Annotated in this window: 20 protein-coding genes; 7 read left to right on the forward strand and 13 right to left on the reverse strand. The window is 31.6% G+C overall.

Going from position 1 to position 20,553, the window contains the following annotated elements:
• Window positions 1–32: 32 nt before the first annotated feature.
• From ACTTAO_RS06120 to ACTTAO_RS06145, 6 genes are all read left to right on the forward strand, one after another.
• On the forward strand, window positions 33–443 hold the full coding sequence (locus ACTTAO_RS06120; RefSeq protein ID WP_145595791.1) for a VOC family protein: 411 nt from the start codon (window positions 33–35) through the stop codon (window positions 441–443).
• A 91-nt stretch (window positions 444–534) separates the two neighbouring features.
• Entirely contained in the window at window positions 535–1,497 is a 963-nt protein-coding gene (locus ACTTAO_RS06125) for an ABC transporter substrate-binding protein (RefSeq protein ID WP_262590496.1), read from the forward strand.
• A gap of 63 nt (window positions 1,498–1,560) precedes the next feature.
• Window positions 1,561–2,622, forward strand: coding sequence for a quaternary amine ABC transporter ATP-binding protein (locus ACTTAO_RS06130; RefSeq protein WP_440691433.1), 1,062 nt, complete (start codon window positions 1,561–1,563; stop codon window positions 2,620–2,622).
• Window positions 2,612–4,117 carry an ABC transporter permease gene (locus ACTTAO_RS06135; RefSeq protein ID WP_440691435.1) on the forward strand — a complete coding sequence of 502 codons (1,506 nt, stop codon included), beginning with the start codon at window positions 2,612–2,614 and terminating at the stop codon, window positions 4,115–4,117. Before ACTTAO_RS06130 ends, ACTTAO_RS06135 begins: the two co-directional genes overlap by 11 nt.
• A 9-nt stretch (window positions 4,118–4,126) precedes the next feature.
• The gene (locus ACTTAO_RS06140) at window positions 4,127–4,744 is read left to right on the forward strand and encodes a LysE/ArgO family amino acid transporter (RefSeq protein ID WP_440691437.1); all 618 of its coding nucleotides are present in this window, start codon (window positions 4,127–4,129) and stop codon (window positions 4,742–4,744) included.
• Window positions 4,741–5,496: an alpha/beta fold hydrolase gene (locus ACTTAO_RS06145; protein WP_440691439.1), complete on the forward strand. Its 756-nt coding sequence runs from the start codon at window positions 4,741–4,743 to the stop codon at window positions 5,494–5,496. The genes ACTTAO_RS06140 and ACTTAO_RS06145 overlap by 4 nt, the downstream gene beginning before the upstream one ends.
• Here the strand turns inward: ACTTAO_RS06145 and ACTTAO_RS06150 are convergent.
• From ACTTAO_RS06150 to ACTTAO_RS06180, 7 genes are all read right to left on the reverse strand, one after another.
• On the reverse strand, window positions 5,483–6,148 hold the full coding sequence (locus tag ACTTAO_RS06150) for an HAD-IA family hydrolase (protein ID WP_440691441.1): 666 nt from the start codon (window positions 6,146–6,148) through the stop codon (window positions 5,483–5,485). The genes ACTTAO_RS06145 and ACTTAO_RS06150 overlap by 14 nt on opposite strands.
• Entirely contained in the window at window positions 6,145–7,026 is an 882-nt protein-coding gene (locus ACTTAO_RS06155) for a carbohydrate ABC transporter permease (protein WP_440618252.1), read from the reverse strand. The genes ACTTAO_RS06150 and ACTTAO_RS06155 overlap by 4 nt, the downstream gene beginning before the upstream one ends.
• 2 nt (window positions 7,027–7,028) lie before the next feature.
• The gene (locus ACTTAO_RS06160; protein ID WP_440691443.1) at window positions 7,029–8,057 is read right to left on the reverse strand and encodes a carbohydrate ABC transporter permease; all 1,029 of its coding nucleotides are present in this window, start codon (window positions 8,055–8,057) and stop codon (window positions 7,029–7,031) included.
• 49 nt (window positions 8,058–8,106) lie between these two features.
• Entirely contained in the window at window positions 8,107–9,327 is a 1,221-nt protein-coding gene (locus tag ACTTAO_RS06165; protein WP_440691445.1) for an ABC transporter substrate-binding protein, read from the reverse strand.
• Between the two features lie 85 nt (window positions 9,328–9,412).
• Complete coding sequence (locus tag ACTTAO_RS06170) at window positions 9,413–10,540, reverse strand: cobalamin-independent methionine synthase II family protein (protein WP_440691447.1); 1,128 nt, start codon at window positions 10,538–10,540, stop codon at window positions 9,413–9,415.
• 3 nt (window positions 10,541–10,543) lie between these two features.
• On the reverse strand, window positions 10,544–11,506 hold the full coding sequence (locus ACTTAO_RS06175) for an ester cyclase (protein WP_440691449.1): 963 nt from the start codon (window positions 11,504–11,506) through the stop codon (window positions 10,544–10,546).
• Window positions 11,506–12,450 (reverse strand): cupin domain-containing protein, encoded by a 945-nt coding sequence (locus ACTTAO_RS06180; protein WP_440691451.1) that lies wholly within the window; start codon window positions 12,448–12,450, stop codon window positions 11,506–11,508. The genes ACTTAO_RS06175 and ACTTAO_RS06180 overlap by 1 nt, the downstream gene beginning before the upstream one ends.
• Before the next feature lie 49 nt (window positions 12,451–12,499).
• Between ACTTAO_RS06180 and ACTTAO_RS06185 the strand changes: the two genes are divergently transcribed.
• Window positions 12,500–13,585, forward strand: coding sequence for an ester cyclase (locus ACTTAO_RS06185; RefSeq protein WP_440691453.1), 1,086 nt, complete (start codon window positions 12,500–12,502; stop codon window positions 13,583–13,585).
• Here ACTTAO_RS06185 and ACTTAO_RS06190 read toward each other — a convergent pair.
• Genes ACTTAO_RS06190 through ACTTAO_RS06215 form a run of 6 tightly spaced genes read right to left on the reverse strand, consistent with a single transcriptional unit; the run spans window position 13,582 to window position 20,530 of the window.
• Complete coding sequence (locus ACTTAO_RS06190; protein ID WP_440691455.1) at window positions 13,582–13,947, reverse strand: rhodanese-like domain-containing protein; 366 nt, start codon at window positions 13,945–13,947, stop codon at window positions 13,582–13,584. The genes ACTTAO_RS06185 and ACTTAO_RS06190 overlap by 4 nt on opposite strands.
• A gap of 24 nt (window positions 13,948–13,971) precedes the next feature.
• Window positions 13,972–15,252 carry a histidinol dehydrogenase gene (gene hisD / locus ACTTAO_RS06195; protein ID WP_440614200.1) on the reverse strand — a complete coding sequence of 427 codons (1,281 nt, stop codon included), beginning with the start codon at window positions 15,250–15,252 and terminating at the stop codon, window positions 13,972–13,974.
• A 60-nt stretch (window positions 15,253–15,312) separates the two neighbouring features.
• On the reverse strand, window positions 15,313–16,224 hold the full coding sequence (locus tag ACTTAO_RS06200; protein WP_440691457.1) for a bifunctional enoyl-CoA hydratase/phosphate acetyltransferase: 912 nt from the start codon (window positions 16,222–16,224) through the stop codon (window positions 15,313–15,315).
• A 4-nt stretch (window positions 16,225–16,228) separates the two neighbouring features.
• A complete protein-coding gene (locus tag ACTTAO_RS06205) occupies window positions 16,229–17,284 on the reverse strand; it encodes an ABC transporter ATP-binding protein (protein ID WP_440691459.1) in 1,056 nt (351 codons plus the stop codon).
• Between the two features lie 3 nt (window positions 17,285–17,287).
• Window positions 17,288–19,480, reverse strand: a complete 2,193-nt coding sequence (locus ACTTAO_RS06210) for an ABC transporter permease (RefSeq protein WP_440691461.1) — start codon at window positions 19,478–19,480, stop codon at window positions 17,288–17,290.
• 12 nt (window positions 19,481–19,492) lie between these two features.
• Complete coding sequence (locus ACTTAO_RS06215; RefSeq protein ID WP_440691463.1) at window positions 19,493–20,530, reverse strand: ABC transporter substrate-binding protein; 1,038 nt, start codon at window positions 20,528–20,530, stop codon at window positions 19,493–19,495.
• Window positions 20,531–20,553 lie beyond the last annotated feature (23 nt).

Here is a 20,553-nt window from a genome sequence, read left to right on the forward strand (position 1 = left end):
TAGTCATTATATTCTGTTATTAAAGATTAATTATGTACAAAAACACTAATTGTTTTCATTTAGCTATACCTTGTGGTGATCTAGAGGTCGCAAAAAAATTTTACAGCGAAACTTTAGGATGTAGATTGGATAATTCTGCACAAGAGTGGGCTGATGTTGACTTTTGGGGCAATGAATTAACACTTCATAAAAGTGATCATAAATTAGATAATGAGAGACATGATGTGGACATGGGAAATGTGTCCGTACCCCATTTTGGTGTACACTTATCTAGAAAAGATTTTGATGCACTTAAACAAAGATTAAAAGATAGTGGCACTAAATATTATGACGAACCATACTTAAGATTTAAAGGCACTAAGTATGAACAAGAAACATTCTTTGTAAAAGACCCTAACGAAAACATACTAGAGATTAAAACTCTCACATCTAACCCAGAATAGAAATATACATCTAATTTTTAGATACTTATTTCCTTTGACACCTTCTCTCAATTCGCGTTAGACTTTATTTATAAATAATTAAGGAGACATAATGAAAATAATCAAATCTACACTTGTAGCTGGATTAATTTCAATTTTATCAATTTTCTCTGCAAACGCAGAAAAAGTTAAAATTGGAGATCCAGGTTGGACAGGTGCAACTGCAATTGCAAATTTACTTGCTGCAGTAGTTATAGACAAAATGGGTGGTGAAGCAGAATTAGTTCCTGGAAACAATACTGCAATTTATGCAGCAATTGACAGAGGAAAAGGTGAAATCGATGTTCACCCTGATATTTGGTTACCAAACCAAGAAGCTTACACTAATGATTTAGTTCCAAAAGGAACTTTAAAATTAAGCAGCAAACCATATGAAGGAAACCAAGGTTATTGTGTTTCACAGCAGTTTGCTAAAAAAATGAACATTACAGCTATTGAAGACTTAGCTAGACCAGAAGTTGTTAAAGCAATGGATAGTGATGGAAATGGTAAAGGTGAGTTTTGGATTGGTGCTGATGGTTGGGCTTCAGCAAATGTTAACCAAGTTAAATTAAGAGACTATGGTTTATATGATGCTGGTATCGAAGCAGTTAGAGCTGCTGAAGCAGTTAAAAATGCAAGAGTACTAGACTCAATCAAAAAAGGTGAAGGTTATGCATTCTATTGTTACAAACCTCATGCAATTTGGGGAATGGCTGACGTAGTTATGTTAACAGAACCAAAATATGATCCTGCGAAATATAAAATGATTCAACCTAAAGCAGATGCTGACTGGTACAAGAAATCTTATGTTGCATCAAAAGATGCTCTTAAGCAAATCCAAATCGGTTGGGCTACTTCTTTAGAGAGTCAATCACCAGCAATTGTAGAATTCTTTAAGAATTTTCAATTAACAGCTGATGATGTTTCTGCAATGGCTTATGCAGTTTCAGTTGAGAAAAAAGATCCAGCTGATGTAGCAAGAGCTTGGATGGAAGCAAATAAATCAACTGTAGACGGTTGGTTAGGACTATAAATTAAAATCTATACTCGGCAATTTAAGATTGCCGAGTATATTTTCCAATAACAAAAGACAAAAATGGATTCATCGAGTTCAGCAATACAAATTCAAAATGTTTGGAAAGTATTTGGCAATACTTCTAAAGAAGCATTAGATGCAATCCAAAATAAAAAAATTTCAAAAACAGAAGCCTTAGAAAATTACAACTCAGTTATTGGAGTTTCAGATGTTTCATTTGATGTTAAACAAGGTGAAATATTCTGTGTTATGGGGCTTTCTGGAAGTGGAAAGTCTACATTAGTAAGGCATATTAATAGACTTTTAGAGCCAACATCAGGGAAAATTTTAATCAATGGTCAGGATGTAATGGCCTTAGATAGAGAAAACCTTCAAGAATTAAGAAATAAAAAAATAGGTATGGTTTTCCAAAACTTTGCACTCATGCCTCATAGATCTGTTGTTGATAATATTGCAATGCCGCTTGAGATAAGAGGTGTAAGCAAAAATGATAGATTAGATGCTGCAAATAAAATTTTAGAAATTGTAGAGCTACAAGGTTGGGGTAATAAGTTTGCTCACGAACTATCTGGAGGAATGCAACAAAGGGTAGGTCTTGCAAGAGCATTAGCAGCTGATCCAGAGTTTCTGTTAATGGACGAGCCTTTTAGTGCATTAGATCCACTGATAAGAAGACAGCTTCAAGCTGAGTTCATAAAACTCTCGAAACAAATGAAAAAAACCACAGTATTTATTACTCATGATTTAGATGAAGCAGTAAGAGTAGGACACAGAATTGCTATTATGAGAGATGGAAAAGTAATCCAAATAGGTACACCTGAAGAAATAGTTGTAAGTCCTGCAGACGAATATGTTGCTGACTTTGTAAAAGGAATTTCAAGACTTAAAGTTGTTCAAGCAAAAACAATTATGCAATCTATTGAGAGTTACGAGAGTGTTAATGGAAAATTAAATGAAAACAGCAAAAGTATTGGAGAGAATGAATTATTAAGCAAACTAATTGAGTTATCAAAATCTAGTGAAGGACCATTGGTAGTTAAAGATAATAATCAAAATAATGTTGGTGTGTTAACACAATCAGATCTTTTAAAGGCGGTTATAGAGGGTGGAGATGGAGAATAAACAGATACATAATCCAACTAGATCAGAATTAATTACAGATTTTGTTAAATCTAATCCCGAATATTATATTAAAGAATTTCAAAAAATTGGAAGCAAACCTTCTTTTTCATTTTCATTTAATTTGTATGCTGGAATTCTAGGACCTATTTGGTTTGGAATGAGAAATATTTGGAATTGGGCTTTAGCTTTTCTAATTATTGAAACTTTTTCTGTTGTTCAAATAATAAGAGGTTTGTTTGGTAATATTACTAAAGAAGCTGTAGAAAAAATTAAACAAGTTGAGTCAACTATAGCTTTTAGAAACAAACAGTTAGAAGCAGCTATAACAAACAATCCAGACAAAGTTGAGGTTTATAAAAGAAATATCAAATCACTTGAAGATGCAATGCAAGGCTACATAGATGAAGTAGCAAGGATTGAGTCATCAGCTATTTGGATTACAATTTTTGGTATTGGATTGTTAATTGCCGTTAAAGTTGTTCAAGGAATACTAGCTAACTCGATATTAGAAAAAAGATATTCAGAATGGTTATCAGACAAAACTCTAAGACCTGGAATGCAAGTTAAGAATTTCGTCTCGAGTACAATGTTTGCTGCAGTTATTATGTTTTTTTCTGTAGTGCATTATAGTTTTCCTGGTGTCATCACATTAATGGATGATTTCCCAACTCATCCAGATATCAGGTTAACATCAATAAAATGGGTAGAAACGATCTTTGATTATGCAGTATTGAAAGGAGATGCGTTATTTACTGCAATTACAATAGGTATTAGATCAGTACTAGATTTCTTAGAGTTACTATTTGTAAAAACTCCTTGGATAGTAATTATAACAACCATTGTAACTTTAACTGGATTAGCGGCAGGACCTAGAGCTGCAATTTATTCAGCAGGATTTTTATGTTACATGGGATTTTTAGGTTTCTGGGTTAAAGCTATGACAACATTAGCTCTTTTAGGAACAGCAGCAGTGTTAAGTATTGTAATTGGTATTCCTCTTGGAATTTTTTGTGCAAGGCGACAAAGATTTTATTCAATGATCAGACCGATTATGGATTTCATGCAAACTATGCCTGCTTTCGTATTCATGATTCCTGTAATAGCATTTTTCGGAACTGGAAAAGTTGCTGCAGTTATTATTACAATGATATTCGGTGGAACACCTGTTGTTAGATTAACTGTTCTTGGTTTAAGAGGAGTGCCTGAAACAATTAGAGAAGCTGCAATCGCTTATGGTGCATCCAAATGGTATTTGCTTAGAAAAGTAGATTTACCATTAGCAACTCCATCTATATTAGCAGGTGTTAACCAAACAGTAATGTTAAGTTTAGCAATGGTAGTTGTAGCATCATTAATTGGAGCCAAAGGTTTAGGTCAAGATGTATTAGAAGCACTTCAATACGCAAATGTAGGGCAAGGTATTTTAGCAGGTGTTGCTATATTATTTGTAGCTCTTATTCTTGATAGAGTTGTTCAGGGTAGAAAAAGAGTTTAAGAAAAATCAATGGAATACGCACTGTTAGGTTTTTTTACTGGCCTAAGTTTAATTTTAGCAATTGGTGCTCAAAACATTTTTGTAATTGAACAAGGTTTAAAAAAACAACATGTATTTCTAGTTTGTTTTATTTGCTCAGTCTCTGATTTAATATTAATTTTTTTTGGAATTTTTTTATTTCATTTTTTTAATCAATATTTTAACCCAATAGTAGAATTTATTTTTAACCTTCTTTTAGTGGTTTTTTTAATTCATTTTATTTATTCAAAAATTAAAACTCATTACAAAGAAGTTAATTTTCAAAGTAATGTTAGTACGGTATCAAGGTTAAATATTTTCTTAAAAACATTGGGGTTCACATATTTAAATCCACATGTTTACTCTGATACAGTTTTTATTCTTGGAAACTTTTCTAAGAATTACTTATTAAATCAAAAATTTTCATTTGCGATAGGCGCATCTTTAGCTTCTTTTTTATTTTTTTTTATTCTAGGATATTTATCAAATTACCTTTCTAAGTATGCTAATGACAAAAAAATATGGCAGGTAATAAATATATTCATCATAGTTTTTATGAGTTTTTTAGTTTTGTTTATTTTGAAGGAAATGATAATTAAGATTTTATGAGCAATATTTTTGTAGATGATAAAGGTGAAGGTTTTCCATTTGTTTTAGTACATGGATATTTAGGTTCCTCAGAGATGTGGTGCTTTCAAAAAGATTACTTTTCAAAAAATTTTAGAGTTATTGCACCAGCACTTCCTGGTTTTGGTGAAAGTCATAGTGCACAATCATTAAATTCTATTAATGCGATGGCAAAAAAAATCATTGAAATACTAGATGAAAAAAAAATCGAAAAATTTAATTTAATTGGACATTCAATGGGTGGAATGATTGTTCAAGAAATAACAAAATTAATTGGTGATAGAGTTAATAAATTGATCTGTTTTGCAACAGGATCTATTGGAGATATCCCCGGTAGATTTGAATCTATGGATGAAACAAGAGAGAAACTTAAGAAAGAGGGTACTGAAGCTTCATTTTCAAGAGTTCCTCCTAAATGGTTTGTAAAAGGTGATAAGGATAAAAATTATTTTTTATGCGCCAATGCAGTTAAAAATGTTTCATTAGAAACTGCTGATAACGCTTTGCTTGCAATGAAAAATTGGAGTGGTATTGATAATTTGAAAAACATTGAAAATGACACTTTAATTATATGGGGTGATAAAGATATCTCTTACAATTTTCAACAAGTCGACACGTTAAATAAAAATATTAAAAATAGTCGACTAGAAATATTTGAAAATTGCAGTCACAATGTTCACTTAGAAGAACCAGATAGATTTAATAATCTGGTAAATAATTTTATCTCAGAATAATATTTTTATTTAATTTCTCTAATTTTTTAAAAGCGTTCTTAAACTTTTTATTTAAGTGAAACTTTCCTGGAAAAATTATGCATTTAATTTTTGCATTAACTGCAGAGTTTAAACTTTCTTGAGAATCTTCAATAGCTAAACATTCCTTAGGTTTTAATTTAAGATTTTTTAATGCAAGAAGGTATATGTCTGGATTTGGTTTTAAATTTTTAACCAATTTTGAACTTCCAATAAAATTAAAGTTTTTTTGACTAATTGATTTTCTTAATGAGAAAAGAATAGAATTAATATTATTTTTTGAGGTAGAGGTTACAAAAGCTAGTTTAATTTTTTCTTTATTACAAAGACTAATTATATTTTTAACACCTGGTCTTAATTTTAAATGATTTTTCTTTAAGTAATTATTGAATAGTTTAGTTTTTAAATCTCTTAATTGCTTAGCATTAACTTTAATATCTTTTGTTCTTGCATATTCTGTTATTCTATCTCTACCGCCTGATTTGTTTAATAGTTTGATATATTTCTTTTTAGTCCAATACCAATCCAATCCTTTTTTTTTAAAAGCTTCATTAAAGGATTTTCTCTGAATTTCTGATGTTTCAACGAGAGTTCCAATAGAACCGAATAACAAAGCTTTGTAATATTTCTTCAACCTTTTACAGCTCCAGTAGTTAAACCACTGATAACTTGTCTTTGGAAGAACATTACCAACATAAACAATGGTGCTGTTGCAGACACCACCGCTGAAACTGCCCACATTAGATTACCTTCGTGTTGATTAGTTCCTAAATAACTTTGTATCTTTGGAACCATTGTATGATTTTCTTGATTTAGTAGTAAAGCTGTTACCGTGAAATCATTATAAGCAAGCATTAAACTAAATAGTCCAGCAGTAATAACTCCAGGCCACATCACAGGCATTATAATATGCCTGAATGCTTGAAAATATGAACATCCATCAATCAACGCACTTTCATCAAGCTCTTTTGGAATTGTTTTAAAGAATGAATAGAGTAACCATAAAGTAAATGGTTGATTAATAGCAACTAAAACAACAATAGTTGTTGGCAGTATTCCCCATATTTGTAATTCAAAAAATGGAAATAGATAACCCGAGACTAAAGTTATATGTGGCATAGCTCTAAAGATTAAAGCTGCCATTAAAATCCAAAATGCGTATTTCTCAGTTGATCTTGAAAGAGCGTACGCTCCCAGAGTTCCCAAAAACAATGAAATACTAACAACAAACACAGTAACAATAATCGTATTTTTGGACGCTTTCCAAAATTCACCTTCAAACCAAGCTTCATGATAAGCATTTGTTGTAAACTTTTCACCAGTTTCAATTAATGTATTGAAAGCTGAAATTGCATACCACCAGTCTGACCTTGAAAAAAAGTCTGCTCTTACTTTAAATGATCCCCAAAAAGTCCAAATAAATGGAAAACATGCAACTAATAACCAAGAAATAATAAATATAGTATTAAATGTTTTTAAAGTATTTGATTTTTTATCTAAACCGTAATCCATATTTATCTCGCAGTTTTAAATTCTTTCCATGTTCTAACTAATACAGGGGCAAGCAAAATAGCTATTCCGATGATTGTCATCATTGATGTCGCTGCAGCAGAACCAAATAAAATCACTTCTTCATTTACCAGGTTATCGTAAATTAACCATGAAAGAGATTGCGCACTACCTTCAGCACTAAAACCTATAATTGGTTCAAATACTCTAAAATTGTCCATCAATGATATTAATGCAACAAATGTTACTACCGGGTAGATATGAGGTAGCACAATATGTTTTATTCTTTGAAATCTTGAAGCACCATCAATAATTGCAGCTTCAATAGGTTCTTGAGGGACAGTTTGAAGTGCAGCATAAAAAACTACGAATGCAAAAGGGGAGTGATGCCAAATTCCATAAATTATAATTGTTATCCATGTGAGAGTTTTAGAGGATTTCAAAGATAAATATGGATCATTCATTAAATTTTGAATGTTAGCTCCGATTATCCCTTGAGAGTCTATCATCCAAAATAATACTAAAGATCCAACTAGTGGAGTTACAATCATTGGTAAAATAGTACCAAAGATTAAAGGACCTCTAATTTTTCTTGAGACTGCGTTTAAACTCAAAGCTATAATAAAACCTAATAACAAAACATTTGGAGTTACAAATATACAATAAGTTAATGTAAAGATTAGCGCTTTATAAAATGGTAGATTGGTTACTTGATCAACAAATTCACCAAAAGTTTCTGTTTCATTCCAAAATTTTTTTATTTCCTCTGTTGCTAAATGGTTTCTATCTATATACGTCCCAAAACCATTAAATTTTCCAAGAGGTTTTGCTTCTCTTATTTTAGTAGTTGCTTCATTATCGACTACAATTGAAACAGTGCAGCCAAATGGATCACATTTTTTAACCTCTTTAACTACTTGATCATGTTGAGCGTAAAAAGATTGAACTCCGGTAGAAATGATAGGAAGCCCAATAAAAAGGATCATTGCTAATCCTGTTGGTAAAAAAAACCAAAAAAAAGTTTTATTAGGCATTGAAAATTTTTGTTAAGTGGGGACTTGATCCCCACTTAAATATTAGATTTTATAGAAAGCCTTGTTCTTTAGCTTTACTAGTGTAAGCAGCTTCAACATCTTTTAATGCTTGTTCAGCTGACTCTTTACCTTGTAAAAACTCAACAATCTCACTTCCTAATGCACCATGCATTAAACCCATTTGTGGTAACATTGGATATGGTTTTGCACCCATTTTTACAGCTTCAATTACACCAATAGATTTTGGTCCTGGAACAAATCCTTCTACTAACCAAACAGCTTGGTCAGCAGCATCAGCAACCATTTTCTTGTTTGATGCAGCGTGCGCTAAAGCTCTAAATGTTGCTTCAGCATCAGCATCAGGTCTATTTTTTGCAAGTGTGAATCCATCCCACCATAAAGTTGCAGCTGGGATATTTCCACCACCAACAGTTGCTGGACCTGTTAGTTTTGTAGCTTTAGTAATATTAGCATCACCTTCATCATCTAAAAGTGTACCTGATCTAGAAGCCCATAATGTCATTAAAGCAACATTTCCAGCTTCCCATTCAACTTTAATAGCTTCACTATCATGTGTTAAATAATCTGGGTTACTTAATTCAGATAATTTTTTTAGCATGTTTAAAGTAGCAACACCTTTTGCATTATTTACATTTGGTTCTGCACTTCCAGACTTAAAGAATTCACCACCATGACCAATGTACATGTTCACAAATTCCTCAGCTAGGTTCCAACCTGCCTTGTAAGCAGCAGCATATGGATATTGCATTTTTCCTGAAGCTCTAATTTTTTCAGAAGCAGCAACTACCTCTTCATATGTTTTTGGAACAGCTATACCAAGATCTTTTAAAACGTCTTCTCTATAGTATAAGTGTTGAGTGTTAGCCATAAATGCTACAGCCATTACTTTTCCATCAATTGTGATCAATTGAGAGTCTTGAATTCCTTTTCCATATTTTTTAACAAGATCATCTAAAGGTCTTATTAAGTCTTGGTTCATTAAAGGAACGATTGAACTGTTTGCTGCAATTCTAGCTGAAAATTCAGATGGATTTGCAGTAAGAGCTGGCACTGCGATTTTATTGTGTTCAGATGAATGAGTCACTTTAAAATCTGCACTTCCTTTACATTGTTTAGAAGTTTCAACGAAAGTTCTTAATGCAGGAAAATCATTAGCCAAAATATTTATTGAACCACTTTTAATGTTACAATCTGCATAAGCAGAAGTTCCAAAAAGTAAAAACAATAAAGTAACTAGTATTTTTCTCATATGTTTTCTCTCTTTATATTTATTGTTAAATTATAATTTAAGTTCAAAAACTATATCTATTACAAAGTTTAAATTAAAGAGGAAATTAAATCACTTTTGACGCAAGTTCTGCGCCAAGTACCAAAGACTCTAGTTTCTTATAAACAATATTTTCATCAACATTTCCAAAGCCAGCAAAGGTACTAAAACCACAATCTGTTCCAGCAACTAGTTGATCTTTCTCAATTACTTTTGAATAAGTTAAAATTCTATTTTTTACAACCTCGGGATGTTCGACAAAGTTTGTGGTTGAGTCGATTACTCCAGGAGCAATTATTTTGTCTTTAGGAATTTTTAAATTTTCAAAAATTTGCCATTCATGAGAATGCCTTGGATTTGACGACTCAATTAAATAAGTTTGTATGTTAGCCTTTAAAGCTATTGGCATAATTTTTTCTAGTGCAATGTCATGTAAATGTGGTCCTTCATAATTTCCCCAGCAAATATGCATTCTTATTTTAGAACTATCAATATTACTAATAGCGTTATTTAAACATTCTATTTGTTTTTCTGCTCTAATTAAAAATTCTTTTTCAGACAAATCTTTAAAAGTCATATGTCTTGCAAGAGCTAAATCTGGACAATCCAACTGAAGTTTTAATCCATTTGATGTAATTTCCTCATATTCATCTTTCATCAGGTTAGATAAATTTTCTAAATATTCATCATCATTTTTATAAAATTTGTTGGGTAAGAAAGCTGAAATAACTCCTGGAGAAGCAGCATTCATGAACGCATCTTTATGATTATTTTTTTCTAAAGCTTGTTTAAAATTATTTATATCTTTTGTTAGGGAAGTTTTATCTTTAATTTTTAATTCACTTGTACAACAAGGTCTTGTGTAAGTAGGAGTACCACCTGTTCTTGCAATTCTTTCTTTAAAAGATGGAAAATCATCTAAATCTTTTGGTGCTTTTCTTTCACTTTCTCCTGAAAAGCCATCAATTCTATCTTTAACATAAGTTGCATAGCTAATCTTAGACATTTCACCGTCACTAATATAGTCAATTCCAACTTCTATTTGTTTTTTAACAATATTATCTACATCTCTTTGAACAATTTCATCAAATTGATTTAAATCTATTTTTTCTTTTTGATCTTTCTTAAATAAAAGATCAGACAATTCATTTGATCTTGGTAAACTTCCTACATGTGTTGTTTTAATTTTACTCATAATTTATTTCATTAAAATTTGTTTCCAAATTGCAACCTCATCAAACAAAACCCATTCTCTTATAACATTTTCATCAATTATTTCTGCATGGTTTATACCCATTATAAAAATATTTTTATTTGATTTTTCTCCAAATTCTTCAGTATCTTTAGAATGTTTACCTTGCAGAAACCATCGTATTGATGCTTTAGGATTTTTATCTGCTTCTTCTAAATAACCAATGTGCTCAACAGAAAACTTCATATCACTCAAAGTATTTTTTAAAGCATTCCAAAATTTGATTATATCTTCTCTCCCATGTCCGATTTTGTTTCCAGGCCAATAAATGGTTGCAGCTCTTGCATAGTCAGAAAAATCATAATCATCTTTAAAGATATTTTTTAATATTTCGGAGTATTTACTTCCAGCAGAATCATCTGGTACAACGCCTTGTTTATAATCTGAATTCATCTCAGAATTTGAATTAAATAATTGTTTTGCTTTTTCAACGCCGCCTTCTTTATCTATAAGCATTAGAGCGAAATCTTTTGGTGTAAATCCTATTTGTCTTACCATCGCTCCTTGATCACGAACAATCCATTCATCATAGACTTGATTATTTTTGCATGCACAATCAGCAATTACCCTATAATAAATATCTTTACCAGTTGGTTTGCCGTATGAACCATCACCAAGATGTGTTCCTTTACTTAAAATTCTATGAGATGAATGATAACCAATATCATCATTTCCATTCCAAATCACATCTTCTCCAAGCAATTGTCTGTTAGGAAATTCTTTTAAGGTCGCATAAGTAGCATCGATTACAGGTTTGTTTCCATAGGTGACACCAAATGGTGATCTAACTGGAATGTTATCGCTATAAAATTGACCAATAGACTCAACATCTTTATTTTCCCAAATTTGTTTAGTTATTTTTAGTATGTAATCAGGAAAGTTTTTATATTTTGGATCAAAACCTTTCATTAGATTTGTGTTACACAATTTAAGTAACTGTCCTCATTTTCATCTATTTTAATATTAACTTTTGAATTGATAGGAATAGAAATTGTATCTTTAGCATTTAAAACACAGTGAAAATCATCAATCATTATTTCCCATTTTCCAGTTCTTGAGAACATTATTGTAGGTTTTTCAAATTTTAAATTAGTTATATGACCTTTGCTGGATTTTAAAATCGAAAGATTAAATCCTGTATCTTGATTTATCACTGGTGAGAATTCTTTTTTTTCAAATTTATTTCCAAGAATTTGAATTAAATTAATGTTCTCATTTAGTTTATTTTCATATTTTGAATTTTCATTACTTTTACATATAAACTTTTCTAGTTGATTCAATTTATAGTTATCAAATTTTTTAATTTCCTCTTGAGAAATAGGCTCAAGAATTGTTTTTCCCTCCGGAATTTGATTAATAGATAAATCAATTAACGAATTATCATTTAAAAGTGCCATACCTGTTTTTTTTGCTTTTTCCAAAACACTTGGAACCCAAGTTATTATTCCAGGATCATCTCCACCTAAAACAACAAAAATTAATCCTTCTTCGTCACCTGCATTTTCAAATGCTCTAAACATATTAGTTGGCATTGAAATTATGTCACCAGCATTCAAAATTGTTTCATCTCTACCTTCTGCTCCCCAATAAAATCTCCATCTACCAGAATAAATAACAAATACTTCTGCAGTTGTGTGACTATGTAGGCCCGAACCATTTTGGGGAAGTGCTGACACAGCGCCTAAATTAAAACTATGAGGCATAGCAATTTTTATAAATTGTTTGCTATCTTCAGCTACACCAGGTCCAACTATAGAATAATTTTTTCTTTCTTTGTGACCTTCAAGTTTTCCTTCTACAAAGGGTAGGGTGCTTGGAACTAGCTCATTAAATTTTGCTAATCTATTTTCCATATGTTTTTCTAATTGAATTATGATATTAACCCTACTTAAATTAAAATAAATGCCAATACAACAATTTGATACAGGTTTAAAAGAACAGCAAGGTGTAAAAAAATTAGAAATTACACCTGAAGAAAATTTCAATAATAAAACAAAAGTAAGAGACTACTTAAAAACAATTATAGAAGGTGGAATATCTAAATTAGATCAAAATATAGAAAATTATTTTAATAAAGATGTAAAAGTTAATTGTTTTCACCCAGTTAACGAATTCGAAGGTGCAAGTAATTTTAAAGAAAAATTTTGGCGACCTCTATTTGAAGCTTTTCCAGACATTGAGAGAAGAGAACAGATAGTTATTGGAGGTACATTTAGAGATAAAGTTCAAGTTGGATCAGTATCTATGCTTTCAGGCACTTTCAAAAAACCTATATTCGGGATAAAGCCAATTAATAAAATGGTCAATCTTAAATGCTGCGAAGTCCATGAATTGAAAAATGATAAAATTGTAGAGAGTTATATCTTAATTGATTTATTAGATTTGATATTTCAAATAGGAAAAAATCCAATCAAACCTTCAAGAGGTTCAGAGGGAAATTGGCTAAATCCAATTAATACCGATGGTGTAAATTATTTTGAAAAAGATATGAAAGTTTCTGAAGCAAGTTTAGACCAATCTTTAACGATGCAAAGAAGCTTGAACATAAAGCCAGAGTTGGAAACTAATTCAGATAAAGAATTAAAAGAAAAATTAATTAATCATCCACAAAGTGAATTTTGGCATGATAAAATGATATGGTATGGGCCAAGTGGAATAGGTACTGGAAGAAACCTAGAGGGATTTGTTGATAACCATCAGCTACCATTTAGAAAAACTTTTAAAGAAAGAAATTACTGGAAGCTAGGACATTATTGTGAACTTGGTGATGGAAACTTTTCAATGACTGCTGGCTGGCATAGCATACAAGCAATTTATGGGTCAGATGACTGGTTAGGATACAAATCTAATAATCAAAACGTTACTATGAGAGTAATGGATTTTTACCATCACCACGAAGGTAAAATTAGAGAAAATTGGGTGCCTATAGACTTAATACATATACTTAAGCAAATAGGAATTGATGTTTTAGAGTTAATTAAGGACTAATCTTTTAACTTATCCCACTCAGACATACCGCCTGTAATATTTTTAACGTTCTTAATTCCCATTTCTTTCATTGTTTTTGTAGCAAGAGTTCCTTGTCCACCTAAACCACAAAATACAACATATTCTTTGTCAGGATTATTTTTAAAAGTATCATTTTCAATAGGACTTCCTTCAGCTAAATAAAATTCTAGCAAACCTCTATCTAAATGCATTGCATTTCCAATAGTCCCTTTAGAAAAGGTTTCTTTATCTCTAACATCAATAAATTGAACATTAGGATCGTTTAATTTCTTTTTAGCTTCTTCAGCAGTGATGTTTTCAATTTCATTGCTGACGCTCATTACTTCCTCAAATTTTTTCATGTTAAATCCTATTTAATAAATTGTTTAGTAACCGTATTTTTTCAATCTAACATCACCAGTTCTTGCATGAGCTTCCATCCCTTCATATCTTGAAAGTCTAGCAGCAGCTGCTCCAACAAGTTCAGTAGATTCTTTAGTCATTCTTTGGAAACTTAAAGTTTTGATAAATTTACCAACAAATAAACCACCCGTATATCTTCCAGCACCTTTAGTTGGTAGAATATGGTTTGTTCCTGAACATTTATCACCATAAGCAACAGTTGTTTCTTCACCGATAAATAAAGAACCGTAGTTTTTTAATCTTTTATGGAACCATTCTAAGTTTTTAGTTTGAACTTCTAAGTGTTCAGGTGCGTACTCATCACTAATCGTAGCCATTTCCTCATCTGTATCACAAAGAACAACTTCTCCGTAATCTCTCCAAGCAGCTTCAGCATTAGTTCTTGGTAACTCAGGAAGATCAGCGATAAGCTCAGGCACTCTTTTAATAACCTTTTCTGCTAATTCTTTACTTGTTGTCCAAAGCCAAGCTGGTGAATTATATCCGTGCTCTGCTTGTCCAACTAAATCTACTGCAACGATTTCTGGATCTGCGTTTTCATCAGCAATAATTCCAATTTCTGTTGGACCTGCAAATAAATCAATACCTACTTTACCAAATAAAATTCTTTTAGCTTCAGCAACAAATTGGTTTCCAGGACCTACCAATATATCAGCTGGAGCATTTCCAAATAAACCATTTGTCATTGCAGCAATTGCTTGAACACCACCTAGGTTCATAATTACATCTGCACCACAAAGATCAGCTGTATAAACAATAGTTGGATGAACGCCAACACCAGGTTTTGGAGAGCTACATACTAAAATATTTTTGACCCCAGCAACTTTAGCAGTTGTTACACTCATTACTGCTGATGCGATGTGAGCATATCTTCCAGCAGGTACATAACATCCAGCTGTATTAACAGGAATTAATCTTTGACCTGCATATAAACCTTCAGACAATTCAACTTCAAAATCTTGACCATAATTTTTTAATTGAGCTTCCGCAAATTTTCTTACTCTTTCATGAGCAAACTGGACATCATCTTTTGTTTTTTGATCTAAATTTTTTTTAATATCTTCAATTTTTTCTTTAGAGATAACTACTTCACCTTCATACTTATCAAACTTTTTTGAAAGCTCTTTGCAACCTTCTTCTTTGCTTGTTTCAATATCCTTAAGAATATTTTCAACTATTTCTCTTGTTTTTGTATCGTCAGTTGATGATGTTTTTGGTGATTTTTTTAAGTATGTAATTGCCATTTCTCTCCTTTTAAATTTAAAGTTTTTTAGGTTAATTTTTTATAAAATTCAATTAATCATTTAGTCCAAAGCTACTACTGCCGCAGCTATTGATGCTAATCTTGCTTGCGCTTCATCAGATCTACTAGTTATTACAACTGGAACTTTTCCTCCTACTACAACTCCTGCAGCACATGCACCCATGAAATAAATCATCATTTTAACTAGGGCATTTCCAGTTTCAACACTTGGAACTAATAGTACATCAGCTTCTCCTGCAACTAAATTTTTAATTCCTTTAATTCCAGCAGATTTTTTAGAAATACTATTATCAAATGCTAAAGGTCCAAATACATCTGCGTTCAAATTTTCTTCTTTAGCAAGTTTTGTTATTTCAGCGGCTTCAATTGAACTTGGTACACTCTCTAAAACTTCTTCTGTTGCAGATAATACAGAAACTTTTGGTCTTTCAATTCCAATACGATTTGAAAAATTTATTACATTTTTCAGAATATGCATTTTGGTTTTAATATTTGGCAAAACATTTAAAGCTCCATCAGTTATAATTAATGGCTTATCTTCTTTTTCAACTGTCATATGCCAGATATGACTTAATCTAGTTTTTCCTAATAAGTTGTACTCTCTCTTTAAAACTTCTTTCATTAGGACATCAGTATGAATATGTCCCTTAACAATTATTTTAACTTTATCTTCACTAGCAAGTTTAGCTGCAATTTTTGCTGTATTGTTTTCAACTGGTTCATGGATAAGTTCATATTTTGAAATATCCCAACCAAGATCTTCAGCACATTTTTGTATTTCAACTTCATGACCAATAAATACTGGTTCAATTAGATTTTCATTTACAGCATCTTGAACAGACAGCATGGGCAGGGGTTTACCAGCATTTACTACTGCAACTTTAACTCCTTTTTTACCATGAGCTATATCTAATAGTTTGTTTGGACAGATAATTTCTTTGTTTGAAAGCATAATTTTAGTCGTTAAGAATTTTTACTTCTTGCTCATTTATACTCAAGAAAACTTCTTCTCCAACTTTAAAAATGTCATTTGTATCACCTGATACAACATATAATTTCCCAACTTTAGAATTTAAAATATATTGATAACTACTGCCCACAAAAGATGCATTATTTACAGTAGCATGGATACAATTATCACCTTTATTTCTATCAATTGATATTTTTTCCGGTCTTAAGGCAACAGAAATATCTCCATTTAACTCGTTGTCACTTTGAATTTTGATATTCATTTCAGCTATATTGATATCATATGAATTTGAATTTTTATTTATAACCTCGGCTTTCACAACATTTGCATCACCAATAAAGTTTGCAACAAATTTGTTTCTAGGGAAATTATAAAGATCTTTTGGACTGCCTTCTTGAGCAATCACTGCATTGTTCATTACGATTACTTTGTCTGAAATAGCTAAAGCTTCTTCTTGATCATGTGTTACATAAATAGTTGTTACCCCCAACTTTTGTTGGATTTCCCTAATATCTTCTCTTACTTGTCTTCTTAATTTTGCATCCAAGTTTGAAAGAGGCTCATCAAACAGAAGCACTTTTGGCTCCAATACTATCGCTCTTGCAACAGCAACCCTTTGTTGTTGTCCTCCAGATAATTCTGAAGGCATTCTATTTTCATATCCTTCAAGGTTTACTAGTTTTAATGTTTCTAATGATTTTTGAACGTATTCTTCTTTATTAACATTAATCATTTTTAATCCATAAGAAACATTTTCCAATACACTCATATGCGGAAACAAAGCGTAAGATTGAAATACCATGGATACATCTCTATCCGTTGCAGGTAGCAATGTTACGTCCTCATCATCAACTAAAATTTTTCCACTTGTAGCTCTTTCAAGACCTGCAATAATTCTTAGTGAAGTTGTTTTTCCACATCCAGATGGACCAAGCAAAGTTGTCAATGTTCCAGCTTCAAATTTACAACTAACATTATCAACTGCTGTAGTTTCGTTAAATTTCTTTGTAATATTTTCAAACTTTACTTCAGCTTTTTTCATTATCTAAATTCCCTGTAAAATTGATGAGTTTTGATCTCTTCTTCCTAGTTTACGTTTTCCTATTATTAATTGCATTAACATAATTGTAAACAACATTACTACAATTAAAGCAGATGAATATACTATCGCTAAACCATAGTCATTATTTTCGAGTCTTCCTAAAATATAAGATACTGCTAGATCATAATTTGCACTGACTAAGAAGATAACAGCACTAATTGCTGTCATTGCTCTTACAAAACTAAATACTAATGAAGCCGTAATTGCTGGTTTAAGCAATGGAAGAATTATATTTCTAAAAGTTTGAGCACTTGATGCATTTAAAGTTGAAGAAGCTTCATCTAAATGAGGATCGAGTTGATTCATGGCAGCTATTCCAGCTCTTACACCAACTGGCATATTTCTAAATACAAATGCAATTACTAAAATTATCCCTGTACCTGTTAGCTCTAAAGGTGGGATGTTAAAAGCAAAAACATAACTAACACCAATAACACTACCAGGTATTGCAAAACTTAACATGGTACCAAATTCAAAAGCATTTTTACCTTTAAATCTATGTCTTGTTAAAAGATATGCAGTCAAAATTCCTATTGCAGCAGTTGGTAAAGATGAAATCAAAGCAATTGTAAATGTTGTATTAAATGAGTTCCATGCAGTTCCAGTCCACAAGAAACCTCTATCTTCTACCCATTCTACACTAAAGGCTTCAATGTAATGTTTTAAAGTAAAGCTATGATCAATGCCCCACATCTCTACAAATCCACCAAACATAATCATGACGTAGATAATAAAAGTTAACAAAGCCCATGGCAGCACTGTTGAGTAAATGACCCATTTAGTTTTATTTGGTAGTTCAGGATGAACACCACTATCTCCTTTACCTGAAATTGAAATATAAGATTTTTTTCCTAACCATTGATTTTGAAGATAAAAAACAACTAAGACAACAGATAATAAAATCATTGCAAGTATTGCTGCTTTAGTTTCATCATATTGTGCACCAACAATTGCAAAAAATATTTCAGTAGATAGAACATCGTACTCAGCTCCAAGGACTAAAGGGTTTCCAAAGTCTGCTAAACTTTCAATAAAGCCAAGTAAAAATGCATTGGCTATTCCTGGCCTCATTAAAGGTAATGTAACAGTTTTAAAAACTTGCCACTTTGAAGCCCTTAATGTTTGTGATGCCTCTTCCATTGATGGGCTAACACTTTCTACAACACCAATTAAAACTAGAAATGCAATAGGCGTGAAAGCAAGAGTTTGTGCAAACCAAATCCCTGGTAAACCATAAATCCATCTTGAAGGTTCAATATCAAATCCCCATTCAAGAAATGAACTTACAACTCCAGTTCTTCCAAATAAAATTATGATAGCTAAACCAATTACAAATGGAGGAGTAATAATTGGTAAAACAGATAATATTCTAACTGTTTTTTTAAATTTAAAGCTGGTTCTTGCTATTAAAAGTGCAAAACCTAAACCTAAAATTGTGGATGAAAAAGCTGTAAGTGTACCCATGGTAATAGTGTTCCAGAAAACACCACAAGCATAATCACTATATAAACAATCTAATCCCCATATCCCTTTGTTAAAAATTTTTTCTGAAAAATTACTTATTTCGTAACCACCTTCAGTTCCCTTGAAGGCTACTCCAAACATTCTAAATATTGGAAAAAATACAAAAGTAGATACTAAAATAATTATACTTCCAATACTTCCAACAATAAAATTATCTCCATTTAACCATCCACGAGAAGCAAGACCATGAGTAATATAAAATATAAAAGCACAACATGTTAATACTGCACCTGAACCCATTCCATATTGATTTTCTACATCTCCAAAAATTGATTGGAATATTTCATAATTCCATCCTCGGATCCCAACAGAGAACCCTTGTAAGAAAAAATAAAAAAAACCAAATAAACCTGAGTACAAAAATATTTTTGAATACAGAGGATTGGTTTGATTTAATTTAATTGTAGTTAATGGTAAAAATAATGGAAAGATTAATGGGAATAGCCAATATTTTTTATTGATGAAAACTTGAGGTAGGGCAGAGCCGTAATCTTCTAAAGAATACTCTAAAATCCAATTGATTGAGAAAAACCCGTCACCTGTTACATACCATGGGAAGATAAAGAAACCTACTCCACCAATTAGTATCCAACAAATGACGAGCCCTCTCATTAATTCCTAAAATTATCTAGGAATTACAGATACGTCTTTATCCCACTTAGATAACAGACTCGCTCTTGTTGCTTTATCTCCATAAACTTTAAAATTGTAATCAATCAAGTTTATAGTTGATAAATCTGGAGCATCAGGATCAGCTTTTGCTTTAGTATTAGATGGTACTTGCAAAGATTTTCCTGAAGTGAACACCATAGTTTGTATTGCAGGACTTAATGCCCAGTCATAAAACTTTTTAGCTTCCTTCATATTTCTTGCACCAGCAATAATACTCATTGATCCAACTTCATAACCAGTTCCTTCTTCAGGAGAAACAGTTACTACAGGTAAACCTTTCTTAGTTTGTTTCACACCATCGTGTTGGAAACAAATACCAATTAAGTTTTCACCTCTTCCAGTTGCTTTAATTGGAGCAGAACCAGATTTAGTATAAGTATTTATGTTTGCATGAAGTTTCTTCATGTAATCCCAACCTTTATCTTCTCCAAAAATTTGAAGAATTGTAGCTAAAGTTGTGTAAGCAGTTCCAGATGAATTTGGATTTGCTACTTGGATTTCACCTTTGTAAATAGGTTTTGTTAAGTCCATCCATGATTTAGGAGCTGGAAGACCTTTTTTTGCTAAAAGATCTTTATTGTATCCAAAACCTAATGCACCAACATAAATTCCTACAGATTTATAATTAGCATTTTTTGCTTGGTTTTGTGCTGCTGGCAATAAATCATCAAAGTGTTTTGATTTATATTCTTCAGTTAAATTTTCTTGAGCAGCTGTTAAGTGCGGATCACCAGTTCCACCAAACCAAACATCACCTTTTGGATTAGAGGCTTCTGCTTTAATTTTTGCAAAAGTTTCACCACTACTTGCTCTTGTCATTGCAACTTTTGTGCCTGTTTCTTTTTCATAAGCTTGTTCAAGCATTTCACAAACATCAATTTCAACACTGCAATATAAAGTTAACTTTGCAGCAGAAGCTTTGTTTGTTAAGCCAAACATTGTTAATGAAAAAAGAAGGACAATAGATGCTATTTTTAATAGTTTATTCATAATATCCTCTCTAAAGTTATATT

Source organism: Candidatus Pelagibacter sp. HIMB1782 (assembly GCF_052047475.1).
Classification (GTDB): Bacteria; Pseudomonadota; Alphaproteobacteria; order Pelagibacterales; family Pelagibacteraceae; genus Pelagibacter.